The sequence below is a fragment of the Nocardia sp. NPDC004123 genome (genome assembly GCF_053603795.1).
On record NZ_JBSGGG010000015.1, the window covers coordinates 60,501 to 80,350 of the forward strand.

The window sequence follows — 19,850 nt, forward strand, 5'->3', positions numbered from 1 at the left end:
CATGTGAAGCCATGAACGCACCCACCCAGGTCCTGCACCCGCTCTCCACCGTCCGGCACGGCCGCGTCGAGGTCGATGGCGTCGAGGTCTTCTACCGGGAGTCGGCGCCCGCCCGCGCGGACGCCCCGGTCCTGTTGCTCCTGCATGGTTTTCCCACCGCGTCCCACCAGTTCCGCCGCCTCATCGACGCCCTGGGCGACCGCTACCGCCTGATCGCTCCCGACTATCCCGGCTTCGGAAACACCATCGCCCCCGCGGATTTCGACTACAGCTTCGACCACCTGGCCGACATCACCGAGGGTTTCGTCCAGCGGCTGGGCCTGACCAGCTTCGCCATGTACATCTTCGACTTCGGGGCGCCCATCGGCCTGCGCCTGGCCACCCGGCATCCGGAGTGGATCACCGGTCTCATCGTCCAGAACGGCAATGCCTACGAAGCCGGTTTGTCCGAGGCCGCACAGGGTTTCGTGGCCCTGCGCCCTGACCATGAGGGCGACGAGGAGGTCATCCGCGGCCTGCTCACCCTCGAAGGCACCCGCGGCCAATACGAGACCGGAGTCCCCGACCCGGCCCTGCTGGACCCCGCTGCCTGGACCCTGGACCAGCACTACCTCGATCTCCCCGGCCGCAAGGAAGCCCAGGTGGCCCTGGCCTTCGACTACAAGTCGAATGTGGCCCGCTACCCCGAATGGCAGTCCTGGCTGCGCACCTACACTCCCCCCACCCTCATCACGTGGGGCGCGAACGACCCCTTCTTCCCCGCCCCGGGCGCGCACGCCTACCTGGCCGACCTCCCCGATGCCGAACTCCACCTGTTCGATACGGGGCACTTCGCCCTGGAGACCCATGTCTCCGAAATCGCCGGGCTCATCGCCGATTTCCTCGACCGCCTACCCACGCCCGCACGGTGAGGCGAGGAACCTCGCCCCGCCACGACGACAGGCCCCGCGCGGGCGGGGCCTGTCGAATGATGGTGGCGGCGTGGATCAGTGGGCCTCGCGGGGCGCGTGCGGGAGCAGGAAGGCCAGGCAGAAGGCCGTGACGCCGAGCCCGATGCCGACGAGCGTGACGTGCTCCATGCCGATCAGCGCATTGCCGCGCGGGGTGCCGCCGAAGTGGGTGAAGCGGTTGAAGAACACGGTGCCCAGCACCGCGACGCCGAGCGCGCCGGCCAGCTGCTGCACCGATTCCAGCAGGCCCGAGGCCGAGCCGACCTCGTCGTCTTCGATCTCGCCGATGATGATGCTGAACATCGGGACGAACACCATGCCCATACCGAATCCGACCACCAGCAGCGGACCCGCCAGCTCCCAGGCGTTCAGGCCGGTGCCGACCAGGTGCAGCACCGCGTACAGGCCGGCCAGTCCGGCGGTCATGATGCCGACGCCCAGGTGCAGCACCTTGCGTCCCAGCTTCGGCGCCTCCGCGCCGATGGCGGAACCGAAGAAGGAGCCGAGGGCCCAGGCCGCCATGGCGATGCTCGCGCCGATCGGGCTGTAGCCGAAGCCGAGCTGCAGCATCAGGCCCAGGCCGAGCGAGAAGCCGATGATGCCGATGAAGAACACGGTCTCGAAAAGCACTCCGGCACTGTAGGACCGGCGCCCGAACACGCTCAGCCGTACCAGCGGGGTGCGGCCGGCGGCGGTGCGGAACCGCTGCTGCGCAACGAAGATCCCGAGCACCGCGACACCGATCACCGACATGATCAGGCTCCAGACCGGCCAGCCGTGCTCACGACCCTGCATGAGCGGATAGATCAGCAGCCCGACACCCGAACCGGCCAGGACGACACCGAGCAGATCGAGGCCACCGGTGCGGTCCCCGCCGCGCCGGGGCAGCGCCGCGATACCCGCGATCAGGGCGAAGAGCCCGAGCGGCACATTGATCCAGAAGATCGACCGCCAGCCGGTGCCGAGCAGATCCACCTTGATGAACAGCCCGGCGACGATCGGCCCGAGAATGCTGGCGACGCCGAGGGTGGTGCCGAACGCCGCCCATGCCCTGGGCTGATCAGCGATGTCCGGGAACAGATCCCGGATCATCCCCAGGCACTGCGGCACCATCACCGCGGCCGCCGCGGCCTGCGCGACCCGCCCACCGATCAGCGCCTCCGGCGACGCAGCCAGCGAGCAGGCCACCGAGGCGAGCACGAATCCGACTGTGCCGCAGAGGAACATCCGCCGGCGCCCGAACAGGTCGCCGAGCCGTCCACCGGTGAGCAGCCCGACCGCCAGCACCAGCGTGTAGGCCGCGGCGATCCACTGCATCGTGGCGTAGCTGCCGCCCAGATCGCGCCGGATCATCGGCAGCGCGACGTTCACGACATTGGTGTCGAGCATGTTCATCAGCGTCGCGCCGATGATCGCAGACAGCCCCAGCCACCGGCGGGCGGGTGCGGCGATTGGTGTGGATACGGCCGTGACGGGCGGTGTGAGGGCGGTGGCGGTGGACATTGGGGGCTCCCTTCGATGGAGCAATAGTATCTACAACACTAGTTTCCAAGCAACTAGTTTCGAGGATATGCCGAAGCGACCCGGGACCGGCAGCAGGAGGCCGGACCCGCGAGCCGGGATCACGAGGCGGTGTGGCCGATCCCGTTGTCGCTCATGGCATCAATGCTTCCGGTAAACACCGGGCCGCCACATCACGAGGATTCGCTATTCACCGGTGCACCCGGGGCCGTTGCCCGGGAACGCGAAGGGGCCCGCGGAAATCCGCGGGCCCCTTGCCTTTCCGGATGTCTCCGGAGCCGATCAGGAGTTGTAGATCGCGTCCACGTCGGCCGCGTACTGCTTCATGACGACGGCACGCTTGAGCGACAGCTTCGGAGTGAGCTCGCCGCCCTCCTGGGTCCAGTCGACCGGCAGGATGCGGACCTTCTTGATCGCCTCGGCGTGCGACACCAGCTTGTTGGTGGCCGCGACCGCGTCATTGATCTCGCCGACCAGGGCCGGGTTCTCGATGACGTGCTCGATCGGGGTGTCGGCGGGAATCCCGTTGCGCGCCTTCCACGCCGGCAGGGCTTCCGGGTCGAGGGTGACGAGCGCGCCGATGAAGGGCTGGCCGTCGCCGACCACCATGACCTGGCTGATCAGTGCGTTCTGGCGCAGCGAGTCCTCGAGCATGGCCGGGGAGACGTTCTTGCCGCCGGCGGTCACCAGGATTTCCTTCTTGCGGCCGGTGATCGAGACGAAGCCCTGCTCGTCGATGGCGCCGAGGTCGCCGGTCTTGAACCAGCCGTCGGCGTCGAAGGCGTCGGCGCTGGCCTCGGGGTTGTTCCAGTAGCCGCCGAACACGACCGGGCCGCGGATGAGCAGCTCGCCGTCCTCGGCGACCTTGGCGCCGTGGCCGGGCAGCGGGCGGCCGACCGAACCGACCTTGATGAACTTGGGGGTGTTCACGCTGACGGCGGCGGTGGACTCGGTGAGACCGTAGCCCTCGTAGATGGTGACGCCGGCGCCGCGGAAGTAGTGGCCCAGGCGCGCGCCCAGCGGGCCGCCGCCGGAGACGGCGGACTCGCACTGACCGCCCATGGCCTCGCGCAGCTTGGCGAAGACCAGCTTGTCCAACACCATGTGCTGCAGCTTGAGCACGATGTTCGGGCCGCCGTTCTCCAGCGACCGGCTGTACTGGATGGCGATCTCGGTGGCGTAGTCGAAGATCTTGCCCTTGCCGCCGTCGTGCGCCTTCTGCTTGGCGCCGTTGAACACCTTCTCGAAGACGCGCGGCACCGAGAGGATGAAGTTCGGCTTGTACTGCCCGAACTGCTCGACCAGGGTGGACCAGTCGGCGGTGTGGGCCACGGTGACACCGGCGTCGAAGGCGGCCAGCGCGACCGCGCGGGCGAAGACGTGGGCCAGCGGCAGGAACAGCAGCGACTTGCGGCCGGGCAGCAGGAACTCGCTCATGGCGGAGCGGTCGGCGGCCGACTCGGCGTACAGGTTGGCGTGCGAGAGCATGACGCCCTTGGGCCGGCCGGTGGTGCCGGAGGTGTAGATGAGGGTCGCCGGGGAGGCGGCTTTCACCTGGGCGCGGCGGTCGTGCACGACGGCGTCGTCGAGGTCGGCGCCGCGGGCGACGAGGTCGGCGATGGCGCCCTTGTCGATCTGCAGGACTTCCTTCAGATTGCCCAGTCCGCCTTCGATTTCCGCGATGGTGGCACGGTGTTTGTCGTTCTGGACCACGGTGAGCTTGGTGGCCGAGTCCTCGAGGATCCAGCGCGCCTGCTCGGCGGAGGAGGAGTCGTAGATGGCGACGGTGCAGCCGCCGGCCGCCCAGATGGCGAAGTCGAGCACGACCCACTCGTAGCTGGTCTGGGCCATGATGGCGACGCGGTCACCGAGCTCGACGCCGGAGGCCACCAGGCCCTTGGCCACCTCGGTGACGGTCTTCGCGAACGTCGCCGCCGTGACGTCGTTCCAGCCGCCCTTGCCGTCCGGGGTGTTGAAGACGACCAGGTTGGGGGTCTTCTCCGCATGCCGGAACGCGCCGTCCGACATGTTGGCGTTCTCCGGAATGGTGTAGGTAGCCGGGACTTCGAACTCTCGCATCGCTGCCCTTCCACAGTGGGTTTACTGGCGGGTAATCTACGCCACGCTCAGGGGTAACTCCCGGCGGACCGCCCGAACCGGTTATCGGACGGTCCCGCGTTATGTCTTTTCCCTATCCTATTGACCGGCTCTGCGCTGGTCGAAGGGCATGCCGGAGGAACTGCCCGAGCTCGGCGGTCACGGCCGCGGCGGGGGCCACGAGACTCGCCTGCAACTGGGCGACGTGCCACAGTCCGCGGGTCTCGGTGAACTCGGCCGGCACCCCGGCCGCCCGCAGCTGCGCGACCAGCCGCGTGCACTGGGCGTGCAGCAGTTCGTCCACGTCGGCCTGGACATAGGTGGGCGGCAGCCCGGACAGGTCGGCGAGCAGCGGCGCGTACCCGGAGTCGGTGCAGTCGCCCGCACCCAGATAGGCGGCGGCACAGGCCCGCGACCACGGCTTGTTGATGACCAGATCGCGGTCCCGGACCGGTAGCTCGTTCGGGTCGGCCCAGGGCGCGATCAGGCCGAGTGCGGCCGGAACCAGCCGGTGCCGGTCGCGCAGCCGCAGCGCCAGCGCCAGCGAGAGCCCGCCGCCGGCCGAATCACCGGCCACCGCAATGCGTTCCGGCCGGTAGCCGGCGGCCACCAGGTCCAGGAAGGCCGCCTCGGCATCATCGAGCGCCGCCGGGAACGGATGCTCGGGAGCCAGCCGGTAGTCCAGAACCTGGACGGCGCAACCGGTTTCCCGCGCCAGATAGGCCGCCAGCGACCGATGCGTGGCCGGCGAGCAGACGGTGTAACCGCCGCCGTGCAGGTACAGCACGGTGGCGTTGTCGGAGACCGGCCCGACCGTCACGCGTTCGGCCGGGCGGCCACCGAGTTCGACGTGCTCCACGTGGGTGCCCCGCGGCGCGCGCTGCGCCACCGAGCCCCAATCCATCAGCGCCCGTTGGACACCGAAGGGCAGCCGGCGGTTGAGCACGATCCGGAAGAGCGGACTCAACGCGGCGCGGACGATGGGCAACGGCAGTGTCACATCGGGCATGACCGAGCGTCCTTTATTCGTCTCTGGCTTACGGCAGGAAGCGCTTCTGCACCACGGCGGAGATGCGCTGGTAGTACGAGGCGGTGGTGCGCACGAACAGGTCGAGCGCCTTGGCCTCCCAGCCGATGAGCACCCGGCCGTGGCCCTTGCGGACGGCCTCGGTAATGGTCTGCGCGGCCATCTCGGGGGTGTGCAGGGCCAGCTTGCTGTCGAAGAGGGCGGCCACGTTCTTCTGGTTGAGGCCCTCGGCGACGGTGGCATTGCGGGCGACGGCGGTCTTGATGCCGCCGGGGTGCACGCAGGTCACCTTGACCGGGGTGCCATTGATGAGCATTTCCTGGCGCAGCGCCTCGGTGAAGCCGCGGACCGCGAATTTGGCCGAGTTGTAGGCACTCTGGCCGGGGACCGCGATCAGGCCGAAGAGGCTGGACACGTTCACCACGTGGCCGTCGCCGGATTCGATGAGGAACGGCAGGAACGCCTTGGTGCCGTTGACGACGCCCCAGAAGTCGACGTCCATGATGCGTTCGATGTCCTTGAAGGCGGTGTCGAGCACATCGCCGTGGTGGGCGATACCGGCATTGTTGTAGATCTGGTTGACCTTGCCGAAGTGCTTCTTCACCTCGTCGGCGTAGAGCAGCACGGCCTCTCGCTCGGCCACATTGAGCCGGTCGGATTTGATCTCGACGCCGTATTTCTCGCAGCGTCGCACGGTTTCGGCGAGGCCCTCGGCATCGATGTCGGACAGCGCCAGGTGCGCGCCACGCCGGGCCAGGTTCTCCGCCAGGGCGCGGCCGATGCCGGAACCCGCACCGGTGATCACGCAGACCTTGTCCTTGAAGTAAGCGTCATTGCTCACGGTTATCGCCTTCGGTTGTCTGGGTTGGGTGACTAGTCGGCCTGTGCGACAGGCTCGGTGGTCGTGTCGTACGCCGAGACATCGAAGTGCTCGAGCAGAGTGCGGAACCGGAAGGTGAAATCCGGCCACAGTGTGGTGTTGTTGCCGTGCTTGTCGAGATACCAGGAGGCGCAGCCGCCGGTGCTCCACACCGCACCTTCCAGTTTGCGCTGCAGGCCGGCGTTGTATTCGTCCTGCGCGTCCTTGCGGACCTCGACGGTACGCAGGCGCAGCTTGTCGAACTGCGCGATGGCGTCGGAGATGTAGTTGATCTGCGACTCCAGCATGAACACCATCGAGGTGTGCCCCAGGCCCACGTTCGGGCCCAGCATGAAGAACATGTTGGGGTAGTTGTTGATGGCCGAGCCCTTGTAGCCCTGCTGGCCGATGGCGTCGAAGACCTCGGAGAGCGTGCGGCCGTCGCGGCCGGTGACGGTGTCGTAGACCGGCGAGTCGGTGACGTGGAAGCCGGTGGCCACGACGATGGCGTCGACCTCGCGCTCGGCGCCGTCCTTGGTGACGATGGAGCCCGGACGGATCTCCTTGATCCCGTCGGTCACCACGTCGACATTGTCGCGGCTCAGCGCCGGGTAGTACTCGTTGGAGATCAGCATGCGCTTGCAGCCGATGCGGAAGTTCGGGGTGACCTTGCGGCGCAGCTCCGGATCGCGCACCTCGGCGAACAGCTTGGCGCGGGCGACGGCCTCGAGGCCGAGCATGGCGGGCGGGAACTTGGCCAGCCCGACCACCTGGGTCTCGCGGGCGGCGTAGATCCCGGCGCGGTAGAGGCTGCGCAGCGCGGGAATGTGCTTGAGCGCGAACTTCTCCGGGGCCAGGTACTCGCGGTCCACGCGGGGCAGCAGCCAGGGCGCGGTGCGCTGGTAGACGTCCAGGTGCGCGACCTGGCGGGCGATGCTGGGGACGATCTGGATGGCGGAGGCGCCGGTGCCGATGACGGCGACGCGCTTGCCGGTCAGGTCGGAGTCGTGGTTCCAGCGGGCGGAGTGGAAGATCTCGCCCTGGAAGTCGTTGATGCCCTTGATGTCCGGCAGGTTGGGCTCGCAGAGCGCGCCGACGGCGGAGACCAGGATGTCGGCGGTGAAGGGGCCCTGGCTGGTCTGGAGCTCCCAGCGGGCGTCTTCGGCGTTCCACCGGGCGCCGGTCATCTCGCAGTCGAAGATGTGCCGGTCGCGCACGCCGTACTTGTCGGCGACGCCCTGGATGTAGCGCTGGATCTCCGGCTGCTTGGAGAACGAGCGGGACCAGTCCGGGTTGAGCGCGAACGAGTAGGAGTACAGCTGGGAGGGCACGTCGCAGGCCGCGCCCGGGTAGGTGTTGTCGCGCCAGGTGCCGCCGACATCGCTGCCACGCTCCAGCACGAGGTAGTCGGTGCGCCCCTGCTGGCTCAGCCGGATGGCCAGGCCCAGGCCCGAGAACCCGCTGCCGACGATGATCACGCGGGAGTGCCGGACCGGCCGGTTGCCGACAGCTTTGTCTGTAACCTTGCGACTCATGTATCCGAGCGTAGGGTCTTATTGAGCGGGAGTCAACAGTATTGACTCACGTTCAGTAAGACCTGGGACATGACAAGATGGCCTGACGTTGGACCGATGACCAAGGAGCGCGCCGTGAGCAGCAGACCGGACAGCCGGGGCAAACGCGTGCGCCTGAGCCCCGCCGAACGTCGCGAGCAGTTGATCACACTCGGCGCCCGCATGCTGGGTGAGCGTGCCCTGGACGACATCTCCATCGGCGAGATCGCCGAGCAGGCCGGCATCTCGCGCGGCCTACTGTTCCACTACTTCCCCACCAAGCAGGATTTCCACCTGGCGATCATCCAGCACGCCAATGCCGAACTGCTGGAACGCACCTCGCCCGACCCGGCGCTGGCGCTGTTCGACATGCTCCGTGACTCGGTCGAGCGCTACATCGACTACGTCACCGAGAACCGCACGTCCTACCTGGCCCTGCTCCGCGGCCCGGCCAGCGCCAGCCCCGAACTGGTCGCCCTGGTCGACGCCACCCGCATGGCCCTGGTGGACCGCATCATCGCCGAGGCCCCCATCCCCGCCGAGGACCCCGACCGACCCCGTCTGGGCCTGGCCGTTCGCGGCTGGATCGCCTTCGTCGAGGAAACCACCCTGACCTGGCTCCGCGAGGAACCCATCACCCGGGAGTCCCTGGTCGACATGCTCGTCGCCTCCCTCCCGGCCCTGGCCCTCAACGCGGATCTCGCTGCGGCCCTGCGACAGTGACGCGGGAACTGACGAACTCAGACCGCGAACACGGTGGCCGGCTCGTCCCGGTCCGGCCACCGCCCCGTCACGGCAGCGACGATGAGCGCGGCCGCCACTGAGCTGTGGACAAGGGTCAGTGCGCGATAGAGCTCGTCGACCGCTGCACATCCGGACGGTATTTCGGGTGCCGACATCGGTCACACCTCCCGAGAGTTTTGCCCCAGATCCATGATGGGGAGACTCCTCGAGGGTGACACGGTGCGGGTGTACGAACGCCTGAAAAATCAGGTCTCTCAGCAGGATTTCGGAAATCACTCATCCAATTCCGCGAATCGACGCAGTTTTTCGAGGTCCCGGACGTGGACGTGCCGGTTGTTCAGGCGCACCAGGTCGGCCTCCCGCATCTCGCGCATGGCCAGCCCCACCGCGTCCACACCCGCGCCGACGAGATTGCCGAGCTCCTCGTAGGACAGTCGCACGGTGATCTCCCACCCCGCTTCCGCGGGCCGCCCACAGGATTCGACGAATTCGACCAGCAGGCGGGCGAGCCGGATGTGCACGTGGCAGCCGCCGAAGTCCAGGCGGCGCTGATCGGACCAGGCCAGCCGATCCGCCAGCGAGCGGCACAGCACCAGCGAACCGTCCGGATGAGATTCCAGGAACGCCATGAACACCGATCCCGGAATGCGGTGCGCGATGGTGGCGGTGCACACTGTCGCGGTATTGGACCGTGGCGAATCCGGTACCAGCGCACCCAGTTCGCCGATCACGTCGCCGCTGACCCGGATCGCGAAGAGCTTGCCGTCGGCCGCGGTGATCTTCACGCACGCCGACAGCGTGCGATCCCGCGAGCGCAGCAGGTACACCGTGGTGCCGGGTTCACCCTGGCGCATGAGCACGGTGCCCGGCGGGCAGTAGGTCTGCACGCCGAGCTGGAGCAGGTCCTGGCGGCTGCGCGCACACAGCCGTTCCATGAAAGTCCCCGTAGGCCAGGGCCAATCGCCCAGATGCCCGCCGCCTGGTGGGTTCACAGTCGTATCCGGTTCCGTACCGCCGTGGAAGCTGCCCCGATCCATCCACGGTAGGCGAGCGAAACCGGTTGCGACGCAGCGGACGCCGAGGTGTTACGGATTCACGACCGGACGGGGGTCACAGCGCGTGCGCGTCGAGCCAGACCCGGGCGACGGCGGCGGGGACCGCGCCCTGGTCGCGGACCTGGTGGATCATATCGGCCAGGTCGGTGGTGGTGAGTTCGCCGGCGACGTAGTTGAGTTTGCGGACTTGCTGGTCGGTCAGGGCGGATTTGCGGATGACCGGGAGGACCATGGCGGCGCGGAAGGCGTAGTCGGGGTCGGCGAGTGGGGCGAGGTCGGCGCCGCCATCGGGGAGCAAGGCGGGCGGGCCGGGCAGGACGGCCAGCTGGATTTCCCCGTCGGAGAGGGCTTTTCGCAGGTCGGTGTCGGTGTCGAAGGTGACCGGGTGGGTGATCGCGCAGTGGTAGACGGTGCGCAGCGGGTCCAGGACGTCGCGTTGCGGGTCGAGCGGGGCGCGCAGGGCGTCCAGCGGCGCGCCGGTGTCGATGCCGATGGTGAGTTCGGCGCAGCGCCCGCCCAGGTCCCGCAGCGAGGACGGCAGGCCGTCGGGGCGGGCGGCGGCGACCACGGTGGGGCGCAGGTCGGTGCCGTCGGCGGCATCGGAGTCGACGACGCCCTCCGGAAGCGCCTTGGACAGAGCAGCATTCACCTCGTCCGGTTTGGTGGCGGTCGCGGTGGAGTCCAGGGCGGTCAGCAGATCTCCGCTGATATCGCCGAACAGCGCGATCCGGTCGGCGTCGAGGGCCGCGAGCAGATCGGTGCGCTGTCCGATCCGATCCTCGACCCGGGTGCGCAGTCCGGTGCGGGCCAGCGCGCCCGCGTAGATCTCGGCGATCATCATCGATTCCGCCGAATTCCCCGCTCCCACCGTCAATACCGGTCCGGTGCCCGAGCTGCCGCAGGCCACCGCGGCCGCGGCGACCGCGACGACCAGCAGCGCCGACCCGAGGCGGGGCCGCCGCGCGAGGCGGAGCGAGCGGGCGCGACGGCCGAGGGCGCGCGGTGCGGAGGAGTCTGTGCCGGACACGCGCAACAGTCTGCCGCCCCACCCCTCCCCCGTGCGAAACCGACCCGCGCATGAGCGCACGGCGGAGTTCCGCGCAGCTCGAGCCGAGAGGTTCCGCCGCTGGAAACGACCCGGCAGGATGGCTCGACCGTATCCGCCAAATGCCCGAAACCGACCACAGGTAGGCGACGTTCGCAGGAACAGCCGGGCAATATGGACAGTTGAGTCTGTTTCAGGGGTGGAATCCGCCCCGCCCGCGCAGGCACCCCGCTCGGAAGGACGACAGTGCACTCGCTCATCACCACCCGCGCCGACGGCAGGCGCACCGCCCGGACCGTACTCCGAATTCTGGCCGCGTCGGTGGCGCTGGCCGCGGCCATGGCGCTGTCCGCCTGTGGCGGCTCCAAGTCCAATCCGCTCGGCGGTGGCGGCGACTGCGGCAGCGACGCCAACAAGGTGACGGTCGGCTCGGCCAATTTCCCGGAATCCGAGACGGTGGCCGATGTCTACGCGGAAGCCTTGCGTACCAATGGTTTCGGCATCGACACCAAGCTCAATATCGGCAGCCGCGAAGCCTACGTCCCCGCGCTGAAGCAGTGCGCCATCACTCTCATCCCGGACTACACCGGCAATCTGCTGCAGTACCTGGACAAGTCGAGCACCGCCACCACCCCGGACGAGGTGAACGCGGCACTGGCGAAGGCCCTCGGCGATCAGCTCGCCATCGGCGCCCCCGCGCCCGGTGAGGACTCCGACGCCGTCGTGGTCACCAAGGCCACCGCCGACAAGTGGAACCTGACGAGCATCGCCGACCTGGCCGCGCACTCGGCCGAGGTGAAACTGGCGGCGCCCGCGGAGTTCTCCGAGCGCCCCGGCGGCCTGCCCGGCCTGAAGAAGAACTACGGCCTGGACATCGCGGCCGCGAACTTCGTGCCGATCGCCGACGGCGGCGGCCCCGCCACCGTGAAGGCCCTGACCGAGGGCCAGGTCACCGCGGCCGACATCTTCACCACCTCCCCCGCCATCGCCGCCAACAACCTGGTGGTGCTGACCGACCCGAAGCACAACTTCCCGCCGCAGAACGTGGCGCCGCTCTACAACACCGCCAAGAAGAGCGACAAGCTGACGAAGGTGCTCGACGCGGTCTCGGCGAAACTGACCACCGCCGAACTCATCTCGCTCAATACCGCCGTCTCCGGCAGCAGCAAGACCGAACCGGCCGCCGCCGCCAAGCAGTGGGTGGCCGCGCAGGGGCTGGACAAGCCGATCGCCTAGGGAGGGCCGAACACGTTGTCCGACATCGAATTCACCGGCGTCAGCAAGACGTATCCGGACGGCACCACCGCCGTCCACGACCTCGACCTGCGCATCGAATCCGGGTCGTTCACCGTGTTCGTCGGGCCGTCCGGCTGCGGCAAGACCACCTCCATGCGCATGATCAACCGCATGATCGGCCCCACCACGGGCACCATCGCCGTTGGCGGGCAGGACATCTCGCGCAGCAATCCGGTCGAGCTGCGGCTCGGCATCGGCTACGTGATCCAGAACGCGGGCCTGCTGCCGCACCGCACCGTGGTCGACAATGTGGCCACCGTGCCGGTGCTGCGCGGGCAGTCCCGGCGCGCGGCCCGCCGGGCGGCGCTCGAGGTGATGGACCGGGTCGGCCTGGATCGCGGCCTGGCACAACGCTATCCGGCGCAGCTGTCGGGTGGCCAGCAGCAGCGTGTGGGCGTGGCCCGGGCGCTGGCCGCGGACCCGCCGATTCTGCTGATGGACGAACCCTTCAGCGCCGTCGACCCGGTGGTGCGCACCGAACTCCAGAACGAGATGCTGCGGCTGCAGGCCGAACTGCACAAGACCATCGTCTTCGTCACCCATGACATCGACGAGGCCATCAAGCTCGGCGACCACATCGCCGTCTTCGGCCCCGGCGGCCACCTCCAGCAGCACGATGTGCCGCGGACCGTACTCGCCCAGCCCGCCACCGATTTCGTGGCCGGCTTCGTGGGCCGCGACCGCGGCTACCGGGAGCTGTCCTTCCGGACCGCCGATACCGTTCCGCTGCACGAACTCTCGACGGTCACGCCGGACGAGGTGCCCGGCGTCCGGCTGGCGCTGGGCGAATGGCGGCTGGTCATCGACCGGGCCAAGCGGCCCATGGGCTGGATCGACACCACCGGCGTGGAGGGCGTGCGCGCCGGGCACGCGCTGACCGACAGCATGGCCGCGGGCGGCTCGCTCTTCCCGCAGGACGGCGATCTGCGCCAGGCGCTCGACTCCGCCATCTCCTCGCCGTCGGAAATCGGTGTGGCGGTGGATGATTCCGGGGCGGCGGTGGGCGCGATCTACGCGCGCGACGTGCTGGAGCAGCTGCACCGGCAACGCACCGCCGAGGAGGCCGAACGCAATCGGGTCTTCTTCGAGGAGCCCCGGTGAGGTACCTGATCGACAATTTCGACGAGATCGCCGGATACGCCCGCACCCATCTGTATCTGGCCCTGCTGCCGCTGCTGCTGGGCCTGGTGATCGCGATCCCGGCGGGCGCGCTGGCGCATCGGGCGCGCTGGCTGCGGCGGGTCACCACCACGGTGGCCAGTGTCGCGTACACGATTCCGTCGCTGGCGCTGTTCGTCATTCTGCCGCCGCTGCTGGGCCTCGGCGTCATCGATCCGCTGAATGTGGTTATCGCGCTGACCATCTACTCGGTGGCGCTGCTCATCACGGCGGTCCCCACCGCCCTGGATTCGGTGCCCGCCGACACCCTCGACGCCGCCGACGCCATCGGCTACCCGCGCTGGCGGCGGGTGCTCACCGTCGACTTCCCGCTCGCCCTACCGGTTTTCATGGCCAACCTGCGGGTCGTGGCCGTCACCAATATCTCGATGGTGACCGTCGGCGCGCTGATCGGCGTCGGCGGGCTCGGCAAGCTCTTCACCCAGGGCTATCAGCGCGACTATCCCGACGAGATCGTCGCGGGCATCATCGTGGTGCTGGTGCTGGCCCTGATCGTGGATCGCCTGCTGTATCTGCTCGGCCGGGTGGCGACACCGTGGCTGAAAGGGCGTGCGGCATGAGCGGTCAGGCCGCGGAGGAGGCAGCTCGTGTAGCCACGCAGCGGCCCCGCCCATGCCGAATGGAGTCAGCATGAACCTCTTCCTGGATGCCTGGCACTTCCTCACCGACGGCGCGAACTGGTCCGGCCCGGCCGGCATCGGGCGCCGCATTCTCGAACACCTCTGGTACAGCCTGCTGGCCGTGGGCCTGTCGGCCGTGATCGCGGTGCCGATCGGCCTGCTGATCGGGCACACCCGCCGCGGGTCGGCCGTCATCGTCGGCTTCGCCAACTCCATGCGCGCGCTGCCGACCCTGGGCGTGCTGACCTTCGTGGTGCTGCTCATGGGTCTGGGCCTGACCCCGCCGCTGCTGGCGCTGCTCACCGTCGGCATTCCGCCGCTGCTGGCGGGCGCGTACGCGGGCATCGCGAATGTGGACCCGATCGTGGTCGACGCCTCGCGGGCCGTGGGCATGAGCGAGCCCCGGGTGCTGCTGCGGGTCGAGCTGCCCAATGCCATGCCGGTGCTGCTCAGCGGCCTGCGCGCGGCCACCCTGCAGGTGGTGGCGACCGCGACCATCGCCGCGTACGTGAACCTGGGCGGGCTGGGCCGCTACATCTTCGACGGCATCAGCCTGTACCGCTACGACAAGGTGCTCGTGGGCGCGATCCTGGTGGCCGCGCTGGCGCTGATTCTGGACGGTCTGCTGGCGTTCGTGGTGTGGCTGAGCGTGCCGGGAACCGGCCGGTTGCGCCGGGTCACGGGTCGCTTCCGAAACGTGCGCATTGACCTTCCGGTGTGATCGGGGTCACGATGTCTCCTGGCACACCCATCCCGAGACAGGAGGTTGCAGTGAAGGCTCGCGACATCATGCACCGGAGTGCGGAATGCATCCCCGCTGATGAAACCCTGGATCGCGCCGCTCAGCTGATGCGCAACATGGACGTCGGCGCGCTCCCCATCTGTGAGGGCGACACGCTGATCGGCATGCTCACCGACCGTGACATCGTCGTGCACTGCGTCGCCATGGGACACGACCCCAGCCGGGTCCGGGCCGGTGACCTGGCCCAGGGCCGCGTGTGGTCGGTCGATGTCGACACGGATATGAGTACCGTCCTGGACGTCATGGAGCAGAACCAGATCAAGCGCATGCCGGTGCTCGACATGCGCAAGGGCAATCAATTGGTCGGCATGATCTGTGAGTCCGACCTCGCGAAGAACATCACCGACAAGCAGCTGGCGGAATTCATCACCGCCGTGGCTGTCCCGCACTAGAACCAGGGAGGCGTCCCGGTTCGCAGCGGATTCACAGGCGCAGGCCTGAGAATTGCCGGGTGCAACCGGGACGCATTCTTGTCATCGAAGACGCCGAGGCTATTCGGGCCGCGGTAGGAGCCGGACTGTCCGCCGCCGGGCACGAGGTGCTCACCCGTGCGGACGGCGGCCTGCTGGAACAGGACCTGGCCCAGTTCCGGCCCGATGTCGTGGTCCTCGATGTGATGCTGCCCGGCCGCGACGGCTTCGCCCTGCTGGAATCGGTGCGGGCCCGCTCGGCGGCGGGGGTGGTCATGCTCACCGCCCGCGACGGCGTCGAGGACCGGGTGCGCGGACTGCGCGCCGGCTCCGACGACTACGTGGTGAAACCCTTCGACCTCGTCGAACTGGTGGCGCGGGTGGACGCGCTGCTGCGGCGGATGGGAAAACTCCAGAGCCGCATCGTGATCGGCGACCTCGAGGTGGACGTGGACGCCGGCGGCGCACGGCGGGCCGGGCACGAGCTCACCCTCACCGCCACCGAATTCAAACTGCTGGCCTACCTGGCCGCGCAGCGGGACCGGGTGCTCACCAAGACCCAGATCCTCACGGCCGTCTGGGGATACGAGGACTACGACCCCAACCTGGTCGAGGTGCACGTGAGCGCGCTGCGCCGCAAACTCGAGGAACACGGTGAGCGGGTGGTGCACACCGTGCGCGGCCTCGGCTACACGCTGCGGGTGCCGCGGTGAGGACGGTCTCGCTGCGCAGCCGCGTAACCCTCACGGCCGCACTGGTTTCCGGCATCGTTCTGGTGCTGGTCGCGCTGAGCGTGCACGCGCTGTTCGGGGTGGTGGTGACCCGCAGCGAGAACACCGTGCTCACCGACCGTGCCCAGCTGGCCAGACAGCTCGCGCAGGAAGGGGTTTCGCCGGAGAACCTGATCACCCGGGTGGACACGCATTCGGTGCGGGTCCGGCTGGTGCTGCCCGACGGACGCACCTTCGGCAGCCTCGACCACCGGCTGGCGGAGGACAGCACCACCAAGACCCGCCTCATCAAACTCACCGGGCCCGGGACGCTCAACGACAGCCGGCTCACCCTGCAGGTGGACACGCCGCTGATCGCCCGGGTGCAGTCGCGGCTGGGACTGCTGCTGGCCCTGGCCACTACCGGGGCCATCGCGGTGATCGCGCTCGGGCTCTGGCTCGGGGTGCGCCGTGCGCTCGCGCCCCTGGACGCCATGACCCGGCTGGCCCGCGATATCGCGCACGGCCACCTCGGCCGCCGCCTCGAACCATCCCGCACCGATACCGAATTGGGCCGCACCGCAGCCGCTTTCGACGAGATGCTCGATGCCCTGGAGGGCGCGCTGCGCGACACCGCCGCCGCCGAGGCCCGCGCCCGCGCCTCCGAACAGCGCATCCGGGTGTTCGTCGGCGACGCCGCCCATGAACTGCGCACCCCCATCACCGGCGTGCGCTCGCTGGCCGAGGCGGTGTTCCAGCAGCCCGCGGACACCGATCCCGAGGACCGCCAGCGCATGCTGCTGCTCCTGGTCCGCGAGACCCAGCGCGCGGGCCGCCTGGTCGACGACCTGCTGGACCTGGCCCGCATCGACGCCGGCCTGCAGCTCCGACTCGAACCAGTGGACCTGTACGAGCTGACCGCCACGCATCTGGACCGTATGCGAATGCTGCACCCGCACACCGAATTCCGGCTCACCGGCGAGGCGGCCACGGTGCCCGCCGATCCCGAGCGCATCACCCAGATTCTGACCAACCTGTGCAGCAATGCCTGCCAGGCCATGAAGGACGACGGCTGCGTCACCGTCGAGCTGCGCGCGTATGCCGATGCCGTCGACGTCGCCGTCTCCGACAGCGGCCCCGGCATTCCGGCCGAGGATCGCGAGCGTATCTTCGACCGCCTGGTCCGTCTCGACGATGCCCGCCACCATCGCCCGGACGGATCGGGTCTGGGCCTGGCCATCGCGCGCGGCCTGGCCCGGGCGCACGGCGGCGACCTGACCTGTGCCGACCCCGCTCCCGGCACGACCGGAGCCGTCTTCGTCCTCCGCCTGCCCCGCAGCGCACCGCCGGCTCGCCCGTGATCACCGAGGTTGCCAGGGTGTGGCTGAAGATCACCTGAAGATGGCCGGCCGATTCAGGCCGCCTTCAGCTTTCGCGGGCAGATTCGGTGGGGACCACAACCCACGAACCTGGAGTGAGAATGAAACGCACCCTTGCCGCGGCCCTGGTCGGCGCCGCCGGAGCGGCCGCCATCGCCCTGGCCGTGCCGGGCACCGCCTCCGCGGACACGCCGCAGTGCAGCCCGCAGGCCGCCGCCGCGGCCCGCGCGGACGCCGCCCCCAAGGTGGCCGCCTACCTGGCGCAGCACCCGGATGTGGCCGCCGAGATCGCCAAGGTGAAGAGCCTGCCCAAGGACCAGCGCCGCGCCGAACGGCAGGCGTGGCGGCAGGCCAACCCGCAGGAGGCGCAGGACCTCAAGGCCGCCCGTCAGGCCGTGATCGACTACCACAAGGTCTGCGGACGCCACAAGTAAGTGGTCACCACGTACGGGCCCGGTCGAAATGACCGGGCCCCGTGCGTATTTCGGCGCGCTTCCGATCGATCAAACGCGGGACAGATCGAACTTCCCCGCCATGACCGCGCCCACGAACGCATCCCACTGACCGGCGGTGAAGACATGCGCCGGCCCACCGGGATTCTTGGAGTCACGGACACCGACCCGGCCCCCGACCAGAAACGCGGCCTCGACGCACTCCTTACTGCCGCCGCTTCTGCTGCTCTTGAACCAACGTGCGCCGTTGAGTTCGTAGTTCACGCGTTGTACTCCCTTGCTATCTCGCGCACCAGATCTCTGCTGCTCGACTCATCCAGCGCAGCCCGCTGGAGGACTCTGTACGCCTCGATGTAGCGGTCGACGACATCGTGCTTCTCCGAGTACATGTCGCTCGAGTAGCCCTCGCTGTAGATCGTGGTCGGCGCGATGGGCTGGCCACGTCCATCCGGTCCGAAATCGATGATCACGAATGGTCCGGTCTGATCACCGGTCGGCATCCCGGCGGAGAACGGAAGGATGCGGAGGGTCACATTCGGCAAAGTACTTGCCTCGGCGAGACGTTTGAGTTGGTCTGCCATTATCTTCGGCCCGCCGATCACTCTGCGCAACGCAGTTTCTCCGAGCACCATGTTCAGCTGAGGCTTCTTGAGGTTGTGCGTGAGGAGGCGCTGCCGCCTCGCCTTCAACTCCAATCGCCCTGCGAGAGCGGCTTCTCCGTCCTCAGGGTTAGCGGTGTAGGCCAGCACGCGTGCGTAGGGACGCGTTTGGAGGAGTCCGGGGATGAGGTCGGGCTGGTAGGTCGTCAGCATCGTGGCAGCGGATTCCATATCCACATAGATGCGGAAGTCCTCCGGAAGAACGCGGCTGAACTCGTGCCACCATGATTTCCCGGCAGCGGTTTCCGCGAGGCCCCTCAGGTGCGCGGCCTGGCGATCGTCTATCTGGTACAGCCGGATCAGGAGGTCCAGATCGGGACGGCGGATCTTCGCGACCTCTCCGGCCTCATGTCGCTGCAGCTTGCTCTTGCTCCAATCCATCTGTCTGCCAGCCTGTTCCAAAGTGAACCCCGCCTCCTCGCGGGCCGACTTCAGGTACCGGCCGAGCTGGCGGCGGGTGAGAGTGCTTTCGCTTTCGGACATGGAATTTCCCGTTCTCGGGTCATCATGTTTCCCGCTCCGAGACGGCGATGATTCCCGGAGCGGGAAAATCATCTCACGCTCTGAGGGTCGAATCCTGGTGAAACAGTGAGAAAATCCGGATTCCCGCTTTTCACTTCCCAAGTCCTCGTCGCCTCGATGCACTTGATGCATGGCAACCCAGCAACCGAGCAAGGAGCCCGAGCACACGAGATCCTGGGTCGACGACGACTGCCAGAACGGTTCAATTCACCCCATCACCCGGGCGCGAGCCGAAGGCATCAGCGCGATCCACGCCAACTGCGAGCCGCCGTGCCCGCGCGCGGAGAGCGCCCGAAAGTACCTGACACGGGAAGGAATTCACCATGCCGGTGCAACGCATGACCGGTGAGACTCCGGTCGAACGGCGGGTGTGGCTGTACCGGGAGCTCTACGGTCTGCCCTGTCGGATATCGGGCACCCGAATCACGCTGTCCACCAGCGATGTCAGCGCGATCAATGCGCCGAGCGGCCTGGCGGCGCTGATCGACGATGAGCTGTTCTGGAGCAAGAAGGTCACGCCGATCCTGGACGAGGGCACCGGCAGCGGCGGCCTGATCCTCCTGGCCGCCCCGAGCCCGCTCGACATGACCGGCTGCGCCGCCGATCTCCGCCGCCGCGCGCAATGCGAGTTCCTGCCGCCGGGAAGGCAAATCACCCTCCCCTCCACGCTCCCGCCCAGCGGACCCGAGCCCCACTGGTTCAGATACCCGCACTCGGAGCGGCTCCAGCCCATCACGGCGGTCCTGCGCGCGATCCGCATCGTCCTCCGCGATATCCCCCGCACCTACCCCGCCTAGCCACGAGAGGACCTCATGCTCACCGAAATAATCACCACCGCAACAACTTTCATGTTCCTCGCATGGCATCTCGCGCAGACCGGCCGACGATACCTCCCCAGCCCCCGCATCCCCGACCACCGCTCGGTCGCCGCAATCCGAGCCCGCATCGAAGGCGAAAAGCGCGTCGCCGC

21 protein-coding genes are annotated in these 19,850 nt (G+C 68.4%); 11 read left to right on the plus strand and 10 right to left on the minus strand.

What is annotated here, in order from left to right:
- Positions 1–11 precede the first annotated feature (11 nt).
- On the plus strand, positions 12–911 hold the full coding sequence (locus tag ACWEQQ_RS22470) for an alpha/beta fold hydrolase (protein ID WP_452349559.1): 900 nt from the start codon (positions 12–14) through the stop codon (positions 909–911).
- A 75-nt stretch (positions 912–986) separates the two neighbouring features.
- On the opposite strand, the gene ACWEQQ_RS22475 is transcribed toward ACWEQQ_RS22470, so the two are convergent.
- From ACWEQQ_RS22475 to ACWEQQ_RS22495, 5 genes are all read right to left on the minus strand, one after another.
- Positions 987–2,453 (minus strand): MFS transporter, encoded by a 1,467-nt coding sequence (locus ACWEQQ_RS22475; protein ID WP_452349560.1) that lies wholly within the window; start codon positions 2,451–2,453, stop codon positions 987–989.
- A gap of 300 nt (positions 2,454–2,753) precedes the next feature.
- Positions 2,754–4,550: an AMP-dependent synthetase/ligase gene (locus ACWEQQ_RS22480; protein ID WP_452349561.1), complete on the minus strand. Its 1,797-nt coding sequence runs from the start codon at positions 4,548–4,550 to the stop codon at positions 2,754–2,756.
- A 112-nt stretch (positions 4,551–4,662) separates the two neighbouring features.
- Positions 4,663–5,577 carry an alpha/beta hydrolase gene (locus ACWEQQ_RS22485; RefSeq protein ID WP_452349562.1) on the minus strand — a complete coding sequence of 305 codons (915 nt, stop codon included), beginning with the start codon at positions 5,575–5,577 and terminating at the stop codon, positions 4,663–4,665.
- Between the two features lie 28 nt (positions 5,578–5,605).
- Positions 5,606–6,436, minus strand: coding sequence for an SDR family NAD(P)-dependent oxidoreductase (locus ACWEQQ_RS22490; protein WP_452343644.1), 831 nt, complete (start codon positions 6,434–6,436; stop codon positions 5,606–5,608).
- Positions 6,437–6,468: 32 nt separating this feature from the next.
- The gene (locus ACWEQQ_RS22495) at positions 6,469–7,989 is read right to left on the minus strand and encodes a flavin-containing monooxygenase (RefSeq protein ID WP_452349563.1); all 1,521 of its coding nucleotides are present in this window, start codon (positions 7,987–7,989) and stop codon (positions 6,469–6,471) included.
- A gap of 114 nt (positions 7,990–8,103) precedes the next feature.
- Here ACWEQQ_RS22495 and ACWEQQ_RS22500 point away from each other — a divergent pair, with 114 nt between their 5' ends.
- A complete protein-coding gene (locus ACWEQQ_RS22500; protein WP_452349564.1) occupies positions 8,104–8,730 on the plus strand; it encodes a TetR/AcrR family transcriptional regulator in 627 nt (208 codons plus the stop codon).
- Between the two features lie 17 nt (positions 8,731–8,747).
- Here ACWEQQ_RS22500 and ACWEQQ_RS22505 read toward each other — a convergent pair whose 3' ends face one another.
- The 3 genes from ACWEQQ_RS22505 to ACWEQQ_RS22515 all read right to left on the minus strand — a co-directional run bounded on the left by ACWEQQ_RS22505 (position 8,748) and on the right by ACWEQQ_RS22515 (position 10,833).
- On the minus strand, positions 8,748–8,906 hold the full coding sequence (locus ACWEQQ_RS22505) for a hypothetical protein (protein WP_452343641.1): 159 nt from the start codon (positions 8,904–8,906) through the stop codon (positions 8,748–8,750).
- A 117-nt stretch (positions 8,907–9,023) separates the two neighbouring features.
- Positions 9,024–9,686, minus strand: coding sequence for a Crp/Fnr family transcriptional regulator (locus ACWEQQ_RS22510; protein ID WP_379394083.1), 663 nt, complete (start codon positions 9,684–9,686; stop codon positions 9,024–9,026).
- Between the two features lie 175 nt (positions 9,687–9,861).
- Positions 9,862–10,833, minus strand: coding sequence for a glycine betaine ABC transporter substrate-binding protein (locus ACWEQQ_RS22515; RefSeq protein ID WP_452349565.1), 972 nt, complete (start codon positions 10,831–10,833; stop codon positions 9,862–9,864).
- 357 nt (positions 10,834–11,190) lie between these two features.
- Here ACWEQQ_RS22515 and ACWEQQ_RS22520 point away from each other — a divergent pair, with 357 nt between their 5' ends.
- The 8 genes from ACWEQQ_RS22520 (at position 11,191) to ACWEQQ_RS22555 (ending at position 17,681) form a co-directional block, all read left to right on the plus strand.
- On the plus strand, positions 11,191–12,087 hold the full coding sequence (locus ACWEQQ_RS22520; RefSeq protein ID WP_452349677.1) for an ABC transporter substrate-binding protein: 897 nt from the start codon (positions 11,191–11,193) through the stop codon (positions 12,085–12,087).
- 15 nt (positions 12,088–12,102) lie between these two features.
- Positions 12,103–13,248 carry an ABC transporter ATP-binding protein gene (locus tag ACWEQQ_RS22525; RefSeq protein ID WP_452349566.1) on the plus strand — a complete coding sequence of 382 codons (1,146 nt, stop codon included), beginning with the start codon at positions 12,103–12,105 and terminating at the stop codon, positions 13,246–13,248.
- Positions 13,245–13,886, plus strand: a complete 642-nt coding sequence (locus tag ACWEQQ_RS22530) for an ABC transporter permease (protein ID WP_452343638.1) — start codon at positions 13,245–13,247, stop codon at positions 13,884–13,886. Before ACWEQQ_RS22525 ends, ACWEQQ_RS22530 begins: the two co-directional genes overlap by 4 nt.
- Positions 13,887–13,956: 70 nt before the next feature.
- Entirely contained in the window at positions 13,957–14,667 is a 711-nt protein-coding gene (locus ACWEQQ_RS22535; protein WP_452349567.1) for an ABC transporter permease, read from the plus strand.
- A gap of 50 nt (positions 14,668–14,717) precedes the next feature.
- Complete coding sequence (locus tag ACWEQQ_RS22540) at positions 14,718–15,140, plus strand: CBS domain-containing protein (RefSeq protein ID WP_364607204.1); 423 nt, start codon at positions 14,718–14,720, stop codon at positions 15,138–15,140.
- Positions 15,141–15,199: 59 nt separating this feature from the next.
- Complete coding sequence (locus ACWEQQ_RS22545; protein ID WP_364607201.1) at positions 15,200–15,871, plus strand: response regulator transcription factor; 672 nt, start codon at positions 15,200–15,202, stop codon at positions 15,869–15,871.
- On the plus strand, positions 15,868–17,229 hold the full coding sequence (locus ACWEQQ_RS22550) for a sensor histidine kinase (protein ID WP_452349568.1): 1,362 nt from the start codon (positions 15,868–15,870) through the stop codon (positions 17,227–17,229). Before ACWEQQ_RS22545 ends, ACWEQQ_RS22550 begins: the two co-directional genes overlap by 4 nt.
- Before the next feature lie 119 nt (positions 17,230–17,348).
- Entirely contained in the window at positions 17,349–17,681 is a 333-nt protein-coding gene (locus tag ACWEQQ_RS22555) for a hemophore-related protein (RefSeq protein WP_452349569.1), read from the plus strand.
- A gap of 69 nt (positions 17,682–17,750) precedes the next feature.
- Here ACWEQQ_RS22555 and ACWEQQ_RS22560 read toward each other — a convergent pair whose 3' ends face one another.
- Both ACWEQQ_RS22560 and ACWEQQ_RS22565 read right to left on the minus strand, forming a co-directional pair.
- Positions 17,751–17,963: a DUF397 domain-containing protein gene (locus ACWEQQ_RS22560; protein WP_452343634.1), complete on the minus strand. Its 213-nt coding sequence runs from the start codon at positions 17,961–17,963 to the stop codon at positions 17,751–17,753.
- On the minus strand, positions 17,960–18,841 hold the full coding sequence (locus ACWEQQ_RS22565; RefSeq protein ID WP_364607189.1) for a helix-turn-helix domain-containing protein: 882 nt from the start codon (positions 18,839–18,841) through the stop codon (positions 17,960–17,962). The genes ACWEQQ_RS22560 and ACWEQQ_RS22565 overlap by 4 nt, the downstream gene beginning before the upstream one ends.
- Positions 18,842–19,203: 362 nt before the next feature.
- Here ACWEQQ_RS22565 and ACWEQQ_RS22570 point away from each other — a divergent pair, with 362 nt between their 5' ends.
- Positions 19,204–19,677, plus strand: coding sequence for a hypothetical protein (locus ACWEQQ_RS22570; protein ID WP_452349570.1), 474 nt, complete (start codon positions 19,204–19,206; stop codon positions 19,675–19,677).
- The last annotated feature ends 173 nt before the right edge of the window (positions 19,678–19,850 follow it).

Bases quoted from the DNA above. Each gene is read 5' to 3' on its own strand.
- ACWEQQ_RS22565 (WP_364607189.1), bottom strand. From the start codon at position 18,841: ATGTCCGAAAGCGAAAGCACTCTCACCCGCCGCCAGCTCGGCCGGTAC.
- ACWEQQ_RS22475 (WP_452349560.1), bottom strand. From the start codon at position 2,453: ATGTCCACCGCCACCGCCCTCACACCGCCCGTCACGGCCGTATCCACA.
- ACWEQQ_RS22505 (WP_452343641.1), bottom strand. From the start codon at position 8,906: ATGTCGGCACCCGAAATACCGTCCGGATGTGCAGCGGTCGACGAGCTC.
- ACWEQQ_RS22535 (WP_452349567.1), top strand. From the start codon at position 13,957: ATGAACCTCTTCCTGGATGCCTGGCACTTCCTCACCGACGGCGCGAAC.
- ACWEQQ_RS22510 (WP_379394083.1), bottom strand. From the start codon at position 9,686: ATGGAACGGCTGTGTGCGCGCAGCCGCCAGGACCTGCTCCAGCTCGGC.
- ACWEQQ_RS22570 (WP_452349570.1), top strand. From the start codon at position 19,204: ATGCCGGTGCAACGCATGACCGGTGAGACTCCGGTCGAACGGCGGGTG.
- ACWEQQ_RS22480 (WP_452349561.1), bottom strand. From the start codon at position 4,550: ATGCGAGAGTTCGAAGTCCCGGCTACCTACACCATTCCGGAGAACGCC.
- ACWEQQ_RS22485 (WP_452349562.1), bottom strand. From the start codon at position 5,577: ATGCCCGATGTGACACTGCCGTTGCCCATCGTCCGCGCCGCGTTGAGT.
- ACWEQQ_RS22495 (WP_452349563.1), bottom strand. From the start codon at position 7,989: ATGAGTCGCAAGGTTACAGACAAAGCTGTCGGCAACCGGCCGGTCCGG.
- ACWEQQ_RS22520 (WP_452349677.1), top strand. From the start codon at position 11,191: ATGGCGCTGTCCGCCTGTGGCGGCTCCAAGTCCAATCCGCTCGGCGGT.
- ACWEQQ_RS22555 (WP_452349569.1), top strand. From the start codon at position 17,349: ATGAAACGCACCCTTGCCGCGGCCCTGGTCGGCGCCGCCGGAGCGGCC.
- ACWEQQ_RS22470 (WP_452349559.1), top strand. From the start codon at position 12: ATGAACGCACCCACCCAGGTCCTGCACCCGCTCTCCACCGTCCGGCAC.